Source organism: Mycobacterium sp. (genome assembly GCF_032162605.1).
Classification (GTDB): Bacteria; Actinomycetota; Actinomycetes; order Mycobacteriales; family Mycobacteriaceae; genus Mycobacterium.
The window spans coordinates 1-10,686 of the sequence record NZ_JAVROT010000406.1 but is presented as its reverse complement, the minus strand read 5'-3'; the positions used below and the strand labels follow the sequence as shown (position 1 = coordinate 10,686).

Below are 10,686 nucleotides of genomic sequence, written 5' to 3'. Positions count from 1 at the left end.
ACGGCTGCGGCCCCGCCCATGTCGGAGGTCATGTGATGCATGTTGGCGGCCGGCTTGATCGAGATGCCGCCGGTGTCGAAGGTGATGCCCTTGCCGACGAGGGCTACCTTCTTGGCCTTCTTCGACTTGCCGCCCTTGTGGGTGAGGCGCACCAGCCGTGGCGGACGCGAGGAGCCCTTGCCGACGCCGATGATGCCGCCGTACCCGCCCTTCTCGAGGGCCTTCTCGTCGAGCACCTCGACTTGCAGGCCCACCGACTCGCCGAGAGCCCTTGCGCGCTTGGCGAATTCATCGGGAAACAGGTGGCTTGGGGGCGTGTTGACGAAGTCACGTGCCGTCGCAACCGCCGTGGCGACGTTCGTCCCACGGACCGCGTCCGCCTTAGCGCTCTTCGCCGTCGACAACACCGTGATCTTGGCCAGCCCGGCTTCCTTCGGCGCGGTCTTGGTGCTGCGGAACTCGGTGAACCGGTAGGCGCCGAGGATCAGGCCCTCGACCGCCGCAGCCACGTCGAGCTCCGAGAGTGTCGTCACGACACTTTCGGTGCCGGCGAGCGAGCGGGCCGCCACCCCGGCGGCCCGGCGGATCACGTCGCCCGGCCATTCATCGCGGTTTTTGCCGATCCCGACCGCGAGCACGCTCGCGACCGGCAGGGACGGGGCGACCACCCGGGTCGTCTGGTCGCTGCCGCCCTTGGCGCCGAGCGCCTTAAGCGCCACCTCGATCTCGCCGACCGCCTCGGCGTCGAGGAATGGGCTCGCCAAGACCTTTGGCCCACTCGACCCGTTGTCGTCGTCGCCCTCGACCACGGGAACGATCAATACCGCAGAGCCGATGCCGCGCTTGGGCAGTGTGGCAGAGACGGTGACGGTGGGGGACTGATAGCCGGGTACTGTGCTCACGCGATCAACCCTAGCCGGGGGATTGGGTACGGCGGGCAGGAGCGAAGCGACCCGGGGATTGGGTACGGCGGGCAGGAGCGAAGCGACCCGGGGATTGGGTACGGCGGGCAGGAGCGAAGCGACCCGGGGATTAGGCTGGCTCGCCGTGAGTGACAACCTGTTGAAGGGCCCGATGGAGGATCGCCACCGTCAACTGGGCGCGAGCTTCGCCGAATTCGGAGGCTGGCTCATGCCGGTGTCGTACGCGGGCACGGTCAGCGAGCACAACACCACCCGTAACGCCGTCGGACTCTTCGACGTCAGCCACCTCGGCAAGGCGCTGGTGCGCGGGCCGGGTGCCGCGGAGTACGTCAACTCCGCACTGACCAACGACCTCGGTCGCATCGAGCCGGGCAAGGCGCAGTACACGTTGTGCTGCAACGACTCTGGCGGAGTCATCGACGACCTCATCGCCTACTACGTATCCGACGACGAGGTGTTCCTGGTGCCGAACGCGGCGAACACCGCCGCCGTGGTGACCGCGCTACAGCGGCAGGCCCCCGCGGGGTTGACGATTACCGACGAGCACCGCTCCTACGCCGTGCTCGCGGTGCAGGGGCCGAAGTCGGCCGAGGTGCTGGGCGCACTGGGGCTACCGACCGCCATGGACTACATGGGGTACGCCGACGCCGAGTTCGCTGGCGTGCCCGTTCGCGTTTGCCGCACCGGCTACACCGGCGAGCACGGGTATGAGCTGCTGCCGCAGTGGGACCGGGCGGCCGTCGTGTTCGACGCCCTCGTCGAGGCCGTTAAGGCGGCAGGTGGTGAGCCCGCCGGACTCGGTGCCCGCGACACCCTTCGCACCGAGATGGGCTATCCGCTGCACGGGCACGAATTGTCGCTGGACATCTCGCCGCTGCAGGCCCGCTGCGGCTGGGCGATCGGGTGGAAGAAGGACGCCTTCTGGGGCCGCGAGGCCCTGCTGGCCGAGAAGCAGGCGGGTCCGCGGAGGCTGCTCCGCGGTCTGAAGGCGTTGCGGCGCGGAGTTCTCCGAGCCGACATGACGGTGCTCGACGGTGATCGGCCGGTCGGCGTCACGACGTCGGGAACCTTCTCTCCCACTTTGAAACTCGGCATTGCGCTGGCTCTCATCGATACCGACTCCGGTGTCGCCGTCGGGCAGCACGTGACGGTCGACGTGCGCGGCCGTCCGCTCGAGTGCGAGGTGGTCGCACCGCCGTTCGTGGAGGCGAAAACTCGATAGTCACGGGTTATACAATCGGTACATGACTGACGGCCCGCTCGAGTTCACGCTTGCCCGCAATGCGAGTCCGGCAAGCGACGAGGTACGTGCCGACATTCTGGCCGACCCGGGATTCGGCCGCTTCCACACCGACCACATGGTGTCGATCGACTACACCGCGGGCCGTGGCTGGCATGACGCGACGGTGTTTCCCTACGGTCCGATCCAGCTCGATCCCTCCGCGATCGTGCTGCACTACGCGCAAGAGGTCTTCGAAGGTCTCAAGGCCTACCGGTGGCTCGACGGCTCCATCGTGTCCTTCCGTCCGGAGGCCAACGCCGCACGGCTGCGGACCTCCGCGCGACGCCTGGCCATCCCCGAACTGCCCGATGAGGTGTTCCTCGAGTCGCTGCGGCAGCTGATCGCCGTCGATCACGACTGGGTGCCCGCCGCAGGCGGTGAGCAGTCGCTGTATCTACGGCCCTTCATCTTCGCCACCGAGCCGGGCCTCGGCGTGCGGCCGGCGATCGAGTACCGCTACATGGTGATCGGCTCGCCCGCCGGTGCCTACTTCAAGGGCGGCATCAAGCCGGTGTCGGTGTGGTTGTCGACGGAATACGTGCGGGCCAGCCCCGGCGGCACCGGCGCGGCGAAGTTCGGCGGCAACTACGCGGCGTCGCTGCTGGCGCAGGCGGAGGCAGCGGAGAACGGCTGCGACCAGGTCGTCTGGCTCGACGCCATCGAGCGCCGCTACGTCGAGGAGATGGGCGGCATGAACCTGTTCTTCGTCTTCGGCAGCGGAGGTACCGCGCGTCTGGTCACGCCCGAGCTCAGCGGTTCATTGCTGCCGGGAATCACTCGAGACTCGTTGCTGCAGTTGGCAACCGACGCGGGATACTCCGTCGAGGAACGCAAGATCGATGTCGAGGAATGGCGGAAGAAGGCCGCCGCGGGTGAGATCACCGAGGTGTTTGCGTGCGGCACGGCAGCCGTGATCACGCCGGTGTCGCTCGTCAAGTCTGGCGAAGGCGAGTTCACCATCGCCGACGGTGAGCCCGGTGAGGTCACGATGGCGTTGCGCGACACCCTGACCGGTATTCAACGCGGCAAGTTCGCCGACACCCACGCCTGGATGACCCGGCTCGACTAGGCCTTCTGGGTGGCCGCCCCTCGTGTTCGGCTATCCGTCAAGGGTAGCCAGGGGGCACGTTCAGGACACGGCGAACCCGAGCGCGGCAACGGTGGTCGTCACCTCGACGGCAGCGCCCAGAACGTCACCGGTGATCCCGCCGAACCGCCGTACGCAGTGCGCCACCAGTGCCACCGTGACGACGAGCGCCGCGACCACCGCGACGGGTCCCTGCCATGGTCGGGCCGCGGCGAACACAGACGCCCCGGTCAGCACCAGCGTCCATCCGGCGACGACCCAGAGCGGTTGCGTCCCCGCAACCTGCCCGCCGAGCGAGCTGCCCGCCGCCGCAGGCACCGAACGACGACAAGCCGTCACCACTGCCACCCGCCCCGCCGCGACCGCAACCACGATCGCGACCGGGCCGAGCATGGCCAACGCCAGGCCCTGCACGACGATCACGAGCACCACTGCGGCGACGCCGAACGGGCCCGCCGACCCGTCGCGCATCACCGCGAGCGCACGCTCGGGCGGCCCGTAGCAGCCGAGCGCGTCCGTGGTGTCGGATAGGCCATCGACGTGCAGACCGCGGGTCATCAGGACCAGCACCGCCACCGCGGCTATGCCCGTCAGAGGATTGCCGTCCCCGAAGGCCTGCGCCGCCACCCACGACGTACCTGCCGCCAGGGCGCCCAACGCAATGCCGACCACCGGCAGCGCGCTCAGACCGCCGCGGCCGAACGAGTGTCGCGTGCGAACCGGCAGCACCGTCGCGAAGGCGAAAGCCGATGCGAGTGAACCGATCACGACGCGTTGTCGGACACGTTCGCCTCGTCGAAGGTGGCCATCGACGCCAGCGTGGCAATCGCCGCGCGCAGGACCGGCAGCGCGACCGTGGCGCCGGTGCCCTCGCCGAGGCGCATCCCGAGATCGACGATCGGCTCCAGTTGCAGGCATTCCAGCGCCAGGGTGTGCGCGGGTTCGGTGGACCGGTGCCCGGCCTGCCACCATGACCGCGCACCCGGTGCCATCCGGTCGGCCACCAGCGCGGCCGCGGTGACCACCACGCCGTCGAGTAGCACCGGAGTGCGCCGCACCGCGGCCTGCAGGCAGAAGCCCGCCATCGCCGCCAGGTCCGCGCCACCGCAGACCCGAAGCAGCCCGACGGGATCCGACAACACGTCGCGGGCCCGGAACAGCGCGTCCCTGATGGCGGCGGTCTTGCGCGCCCAGCCTGCGTCGTCGATCCCGGTGCCACGCCCGATCACCGCGACGGGCTCCGAGCCCGTCAGTGCGGCGATCAACGTCGTTGCGGCCGTAGTGTTTCCGATGCCCATGTCACCGGCGATCAGCAGGTCGGCACCCGAGTCGACCTCTTCGTCGGCGATCGCCCGGCCCGCGTCGAGCGCGGCCACCACCTCGTCGGCGCTCAGCGCGTCCTCGACGGCGATGTTGCCGCTGCCGCGGCGCACCTTGTGCGCACCGATGGCCTCGGACAGTGGCTCGTCGGAGTCCACCGCGACGTCGACCACCCGCACGCTCGCCCCCGCAAGTTCGGCCAGCACGTTGATCGCCGCACCGCCCGCGTCGAAGTTCGCCACCATTTGCGCGGTCACCTCGGTGGGAAACGCGGACACCCCGGAGGCCGTCACGCCGTGGTCACCCGCGAATACGACGACCCGGGGGCGCTCGAATTGCCGGGGCGGACACACGCCCTGGCAGGCCGACACCCACACCGACAGATCCTCCAGTCGGCCCAGCGCGCCCGGTGGCTTGGTCAACGTGGCCTGGCGCGCACGGGCGGCGGCCTCCGCGTCGCCGTCCAGCGCCGGAATGGCGGGGATGGGCCGGATGTCCGTCACGTTGTCTCCTTGACCGTTAGTGGTTGGCCGGCGATCACCAGCACGACGCGGTCGCAGACCGCGGCCAAGCGCTGATTGAGTACACCCAACCCGTCGGCGAACCTACGACCCGAGTCGGTGGCAGGCACCACCGTCAGCCCGACTTCGGGACTGACCAGCGCGAGCGGTCCGCGGAAGGCGCCGACCGCTTCGACGAGGTCGTCTATGTCCATTCCCACGTTGTCCATTCCCACGTCCGGTACCACCGTGCCACCGGTCCACGCGTCGCGTCGATCCATCGCGGCGACCAGCCAGCCGCCGATGTCGTCGACCAGTGTCGCGGTGCCGTCATCGGAGCGCAATTGCGTTGCCACATCGGTGCTTTCGACCGTCGACCACTGCGACGGCCTGCGCTGCCGGTGTACGGCGATCCTGGCTGACCACTCCGGATCCGACTCGGGACTGGACGGGGTCGCACCGGTGGCCACGTAGCGGACGCACCCGCCATGGCCGACCGCATGGGCGATCGCCACTTCTGCCCATTGCGACTTGCCAGACCGAATACCGCCCAGCGCGAGGACGCGCACCTCGGCTCAGGCGACCTTGGCGCCGCGCTCGACCTGTGGGCGCGGTGCCCGCATCCGGCGCAGCTGAGAAGCCCGACTGGCGGCGTAGAAGCCGAGCTTCCAACCGCTTTCGGCGTTGCCGGGGAACTTGGCGTCGACGCCCTTGTTGACGCGCCTGCCGATCAGAAGTCCGTCGATCACCATGACCAGCACCAGCCCGAGCATGACGAACTGCACGTAATACTGGATCTGGACCGACGGCAGCGACAACATCACGAACACCAGGGCCAGCGCGGCGGGCATGAACAGGCCAAGCACGTTTCGACGCGAGTCCACAATGTCGCGGGTGAACTTGCGCAGTGCTCCCTTGTCACGCGGCAGGAGGTAGGCGTCGTCACCGGCCATCATCTTCTCTCGGCGCTCGGCCTGGTCGGCGCGACGGGTGAGCTTCTCGGCCTTGCGCTCGTCCTTGCTGAGCGACTGCCGGTTCGCCTTCTTGCGCTTGCGGGCTTCCGCGGCCGTCATCGGTGCGGGCGCCACCGGCCCGCGGGTACGGGTCTGGTTGCGCTTGGGAGTCGGCCTGCCCTTCGGCGCGGTGACGCGGGCGCGGGCCTCCTGCTCGGCGGCGGACAACCCACCAGCGGCGGAGTCGTCGCCATCCTCGGGTTGAGGGGTGTCCTTCTTACGACCCAGCAGATTCACGTCTGCCAGGTTACTTCCGATTCGGCGGCGTCCAGCATGCACCTCCGGCGACACGGATCTACCGTGGGCGAATGACCGGCCCCGTGCTGCGCGTGCTGATTGCCCCGGACTGCTACGGCGACAGCCTCACCGCCGTGGAGGCCGCCGACGCCATCGCCGCCGGCTGGCAGCGCGGCAGGTCACGAGACCAGCTGACACTGGCGCCGCAGTCCGATGGCGGTCCTGGTTTCGTCGACGTCCTGGCGAGTCGCTTCGGCGGTCGCCGGACAGCCGTCATCAGCGGCCCATTGACCGACGACGTGACCGCCGAATGGATCTTCGACGCCGGATCCGGCACGGCGTACGTCGAATGTGCCCAGGCCTGCGGCCTGGCCCTGCTGGGTGGGCAGCCCACCGTGCAGACCGCGCTCGACGCGCACAGCGGGGGAGTCGGCCAACTTATCGACGCCGCGTTGGCGGCGGGCGCCGAGCGCATCGTCGTCGGGCTTGGCGGCAGCGCCTGCACCGACGGTGGCCGCGGCATGATCGACGCGCTCGGCGGGCTCGATGCCGCCGTCGCCCGGCTGGCCGACGTGGACCTGATCGCCGCCACCGACGTCGAGCACCCGCTGCTTGGCCCGAGGGGAGCCGCCCACGTGTTCGGCCCGCAGAAGGGCGCCGACGCCGCCACCGTCGCGGTGCTCGAGGACAGGTTGACCGCTTGGGCCGCCGACCTCGAGGCGGCCGCGGGGCGTGCGGTGCGCGACGTGCCCGGTGCGGGAGCCGCGGGTGGCATCGGCGCCGCGCTGCTGGCACTTGGCGGCCGTCGCGAGTCGGGCGCCGCCGTCATCGCCGAACACACGGGCCTGGCGGGCGACGTCGCCACCGCCGACCTGATCATCACCGGTGAGGGCCGGTTCGATGACCAGTCGCTACATGGAAAGGTGGTCAGCGCCCTGGCGGCCGGAGCGCGGGACACACCGGTACTGGTGCTGGCGGGCCAGGTCACCCTCGACGAGGGCGCCCTGCGGGGGGCAGGCATCGCGGCCGCTCATTCGATCACGGACTACGCCGGATCGGTGCGGGTGGCGATCGAGGACGCCGCGCGGCAGCTCATGGGACTCGCGGAGCAGACGTCCTCGCGCTGGGGAGATGAGCAAGAGTCGGGAATAGCGCCCCGACAAGGTACCGTTGACCTATCCGACGCATGACAATGCACAGGGAGAAGGAATGACCGTTCAGCAAGAGTCGACCACCACCACCGCCGCTCACGGTGCCGTCTTGACCGACGCCGCCGCCGCAAAGGCGAAGTCGCTGTTGGACCAGGAGGGTCGTGATGACCTGAACCTGCGCATCGCGGTCCAGCCCGGCGGTTGCGCGGGCCTGCGCTACGAGCTCGCGTTCGACGATCGGTCCCTCGACGGTGACCTGAACGTCGACTTCAGCGGTGTCACGCTGACGGTCGACCGGATGAGTGCCCCGTACCTGCAGGGCGCCACCATCGACTTCGTCGACAGCATCGAGAAAACCGGCTTCACGATCGACAACCCGAACGCCGGCGGCTCGTGCGCCTGCGGTGACTCGTTCAACTGAGTTCGCGCCGCTAGCCGGCTAGAACTGCCCGGTGTTCCTGGGCAGGTAGGAGCACACCAGGATCTGATCGTCCTGGACCAGCAGCTGGGCCACGCCTTGGCGCTCCACCTGTCCCTGGCTGCGCCCCGCAGGGGCAGCACGCATTGTGAACAACACCTGCGCCTGAAGCGGTGACCACGTCACGATCTTGTCGATGCTCGACACGGTTGCGCTGCCGTACTGAGCGCGGAACGCATCGCTGGTGAGTTTGGCGAGCATCATGTCCGACCGGCGATCCTTGACCTCGTCGAAGAAACCGCACGAACTGTTGCGTGCGACGGTGTCGTCGTCGCCCTTGACCAGGGCATCCAGATAGCCCTGGATCGCGGTCGTCGCCGACGCGTCGTTGACCGTCACGGTTGCGTGGTTATCACCGTGAGACCCGATGACGATCGCCACGACCACGGCGGCCACCACGGCAATGGCGAGCAATCCAACGCCGATCAGCAGGAAAGGCTTGCGGCGTGGGGCCCTCGGATAGTTCACCGGGGGCGGCAAGGTGCCGGGATACGGCGACGGCACCTGGCCTGGATAGAACACCTGAGCACCCTGCTGCGGTCCCGTCTGAGGAAACGGCTGCTGGGTCGGCGGTGCGGAATAAGGGGATTCGGGGTACGGAATTGGACCGGCCATGACGTTGCTAGGCTAGCGCACCGACCTGCGCGCTAGTCTTATGTAGACGACTTAATGAAATGAAGGGTGACGCTTCGTGACCATTGTGGTGACCGGATCCATCGCGACCGACCATCTGATGAAGTTCCCCGGCAAGTTCTCCGAGCAGTTGTTGGCCGACCACCTGCAGAAGGTCTCGTTGAGCTTTCTGGTCGACGATCTCGTCGTCCACCGCGGCGGAGTGGCGGGAAACATGGCGTACGCCATCGGCGTGCTCGGCGGCGACGTGGCACTCGTCGGCGCGGCGGGCAAGGACTTCGACGAGTACCGCGGTTGGCTGACGTCGCACGGGGTGGGCTGCGACAGCGTCCTGATCTCGGACACCGCCTACACCGCCCGCTTCGTCTGCACCACCGACGAGGACATGGCCCAGATCGCCTCGTTCTACCCGGGCGCCATGTCGGAGTCGCGAAACATCAAGCTCGCCGATGTCGTATCACGCACGGACGCAATCGATTTGGTGATCGTAGGGGCCAATGATCCCGACGCGATGTTCCTTCACACCGAGGAATGCCGCGCGCTGGGCCTTGCCTTCGCCGCCGATCCGTCCCAACAGCTCGCCCGGCTGTCCGGTGAGGAGATCCGCAAGCTCATCGACGGTGCCACCTACCTGTTCACCAACGACTACGAGTGGGACCTGCTGCTGCAGAAGTCGGGTTGGACCGAGGCCGAGGTGATGAGCCAGATCGGCCTGCGCGTGACGACGCTGGGCCCCAAGGGCGTCGACCTCGTATCGGCCGACGGTACCACCGTCCACGTGGACGTCGTGCCCGAGACGCACCAGGCCGATCCGACGGGCATCGGTGACGCCTTCCGCGCCGGCTTCCTGACCGGACGCGCCGCAGGTCTGAGCCTGGAGCGTTCCGCGCAGCTGGCCTCGCTCGTCGCTGTTCTGGTGTTGGAGGCGACCGGACCGCAGGAGTGGACGTGGGACAAGGCAGCGGCGATCACACGCATCTCGGATGCCTACGGAGCAGATGCCGGCGCCGAGATCGCCGCCGCGTTGGCTTGAGCTAGAGCTGGACCGGGTACGTCGGTTCACCGATGTTCGGCACCACGCTGCGCTCGACGAATATCGCGTACCACAGCATGAAGATCAGCACCGTCCACAGCCGTCGACTGTGATCGGCCGCGCCGGTCCGGTGTTCGTCGAGCATCCGCCGTACCGCGGTGCGGTCGATCAACTCGTCGGTCTGTGAGGCCGCGACCGTCGCATACGCCCAGTCGAGCAGTTCGCCTGACCGCAACCAGTGCCGAATCGGAACGGGGAAGCCGAGCTTGGCGCGATTGAGCACGTGGGCGGGAACGATCGGCTCGAGCGCCCGGCGCAGCGCGTACTTCGTCGTCGCCCTGGTGATCTTCTGATCGAAGGGGAGCCTGGACGCGACGGCGAACACCTCGGGGTCGAGGAACGGCACGCGCAGCTCCAATGAGTTCGCCATCGTCATCTTGTCGGCCTTGACGAGGATGTCGCCGCGCAGCCAGGTGAACAGATCAATGTGCTGCATCCGTGCCACCGGATCCCAGCCGTCGGATTCGGCGTACAGGGCGGCGGTCACGTCGGTGTGCGTCCACTCCGGCCGGAAGCCGGGAAGAACCGCGCGCAACTGCACATCGGAGAAGCTGCGGGCGTTGCCGTAGTACCGCTCCTGCAGCGTCAACGAACCGCGGTGCAGCAGGCTCTTGCCCCGCATGCCATCGGGCAGCGGGCTCGACGCCCGACCCAGAGATCGGCGCAGCGGTCCCGGCACATAGTCGAAGGCTTTCAGCGACAACGGTTCCCGGTAGATCGTGTAGCCACCGAAGAGCTCGTCAGCGCCCTCTCCCGACAGCACCACCTTGACGTGCTTGCGCGCTTCGCGGGCGATGAAGAACAGGGGCACCAGGGCGGGATCGGCGACGGGCTCGTCGAGGTACCAGACGATCTCGGGCAACGCCTCGACGAATTCGGTCTGGCTCACGACCTTGGTGACGTGACGCGCGCCGATCGCCTCGGCCGACGCCACCGCGACGTCGACCTCCGAGAAGCCCTCACGCTCGA

12 protein-coding genes are annotated in these 10,686 nt (G+C 68.4%); 5 read left to right on the top strand and 7 right to left on the bottom strand.

What is annotated here, in order from left to right:
• The coding region (locus QOI01_RS23005) for a M17 family peptidase N-terminal domain-containing protein (RefSeq protein ID WP_526385042.1) at nt 1-902 on the bottom strand (902 nt) is incomplete at its 3' end.
• 172 nt (nt 903-1,074) lie between these two features.
• On the opposite strand from QOI01_RS23005, the gene gcvT reads away from it, so the two are divergent.
• Together gcvT and QOI01_RS22995 are read left to right on the top strand one after the other, a co-directional pair.
• Entirely contained in the window at nt 1,075-2,145 is a 1,071-nt protein-coding gene (gene gcvT / locus QOI01_RS23000) for a glycine cleavage system aminomethyltransferase GcvT (protein ID WP_526385046.1), read from the top strand.
• 22 nt (nt 2,146-2,167) lie between these two features.
• Nucleotides 2,168-3,274: a branched-chain amino acid aminotransferase gene (locus QOI01_RS22995; protein ID WP_526385040.1), complete on the top strand. Its 1,107-nt coding sequence runs from the start codon at nt 2,168-2,170 to the stop codon at nt 3,272-3,274.
• Between the two features lie 60 nt (nt 3,275-3,334).
• Here QOI01_RS22995 and QOI01_RS22990 read toward each other — a convergent pair whose 3' ends face one another.
• Genes QOI01_RS22990 through QOI01_RS22975 form a run of 4 tightly spaced genes read right to left on the bottom strand, consistent with a single transcriptional unit; the run spans nt 3,335 to nt 6,362 of the window.
• The gene (locus QOI01_RS22990) at nt 3,335-4,060 is read right to left on the bottom strand and encodes an adenosylcobinamide-GDP ribazoletransferase (protein ID WP_526385038.1); all 726 of its coding nucleotides are present in this window, start codon (nt 4,058-4,060) and stop codon (nt 3,335-3,337) included.
• Nucleotides 4,057-5,106, bottom strand: a complete 1,050-nt coding sequence (cobT, locus tag QOI01_RS22985) for a nicotinate-nucleotide--dimethylbenzimidazole phosphoribosyltransferase (protein WP_526385044.1) — start codon at nt 5,104-5,106, stop codon at nt 4,057-4,059. Before cobT ends, QOI01_RS22990 begins: the two co-directional genes overlap by 4 nt.
• A gap of 5 nt (nt 5,107-5,111) precedes the next feature.
• The gene (locus tag QOI01_RS22980) at nt 5,112-5,681 is read right to left on the bottom strand and encodes a bifunctional adenosylcobinamide kinase/adenosylcobinamide-phosphate guanylyltransferase (RefSeq protein WP_526385036.1); all 570 of its coding nucleotides are present in this window, start codon (nt 5,679-5,681) and stop codon (nt 5,112-5,114) included.
• A 6-nt stretch (nt 5,682-5,687) separates the two neighbouring features.
• Entirely contained in the window at nt 5,688-6,362 is a 675-nt protein-coding gene (locus tag QOI01_RS22975) for a DUF3043 domain-containing protein (RefSeq protein WP_526385034.1), read from the bottom strand.
• Nucleotides 6,363-6,433: 71 nt separating this feature from the next.
• Here QOI01_RS22975 and QOI01_RS22970 point away from each other — a divergent pair, with 71 nt between their 5' ends.
• Together QOI01_RS22970 and QOI01_RS22965 are read left to right on the top strand one after the other, a co-directional pair.
• Complete coding sequence (locus QOI01_RS22970) at nt 6,434-7,552, top strand: glycerate kinase (protein WP_526385033.1); 1,119 nt, start codon at nt 6,434-6,436, stop codon at nt 7,550-7,552.
• 19 nt (nt 7,553-7,571) lie between these two features.
• Complete coding sequence (locus tag QOI01_RS22965) at nt 7,572-7,934, top strand: HesB/IscA family protein (RefSeq protein WP_526385031.1); 363 nt, start codon at nt 7,572-7,574, stop codon at nt 7,932-7,934.
• Nucleotides 7,935-7,952: 18 nt separating this feature from the next.
• Here QOI01_RS22965 and QOI01_RS22960 read toward each other — a convergent pair whose 3' ends face one another.
• Nucleotides 7,953-8,606, bottom strand: coding sequence for an Rv0361 family membrane protein (locus QOI01_RS22960; RefSeq protein WP_526385029.1), 654 nt, complete (start codon nt 8,604-8,606; stop codon nt 7,953-7,955).
• A gap of 76 nt (nt 8,607-8,682) precedes the next feature.
• Here QOI01_RS22960 and QOI01_RS22955 point away from each other — a divergent pair, with 76 nt between their 5' ends.
• Nucleotides 8,683-9,657: a carbohydrate kinase family protein gene (locus QOI01_RS22955; RefSeq protein ID WP_526385027.1), complete on the top strand. Its 975-nt coding sequence runs from the start codon at nt 8,683-8,685 to the stop codon at nt 9,655-9,657.
• 1 nt (nt 9,658) lies between these two features.
• On the opposite strand, the gene QOI01_RS22950 is transcribed toward QOI01_RS22955, so the two are convergent.
• On the bottom strand, nt 9,659-10,686 hold a 1,028-nt coding region (locus tag QOI01_RS22950; protein WP_526385025.1), incomplete at its 5' end, for an asparagine synthetase B family protein.

What these genes read in the sequence shown, in the direction of transcription:
- gcvT (WP_526385046.1), top strand. Translation starts at nt 1,075, where the DNA reads ATGGAGGATCGCCACCGTCAACTGGGCGCGAGCTTCGCCGAATTCGGA.
- QOI01_RS22995 (WP_526385040.1), top strand. Translation starts at nt 2,168, where the DNA reads ATGACTGACGGCCCGCTCGAGTTCACGCTTGCCCGCAATGCGAGTCCG.
- QOI01_RS22970 (WP_526385033.1), top strand. Translation starts at nt 6,434, where the DNA reads ATGACCGGCCCCGTGCTGCGCGTGCTGATTGCCCCGGACTGCTACGGC.
- QOI01_RS22965 (WP_526385031.1), top strand. Translation starts at nt 7,572, where the DNA reads ATGACCGTTCAGCAAGAGTCGACCACCACCACCGCCGCTCACGGTGCC.
- QOI01_RS22960 (WP_526385029.1), bottom strand. Translation starts at nt 8,606, where the DNA reads ATGGCCGGTCCAATTCCGTACCCCGAATCCCCTTATTCCGCACCGCCG.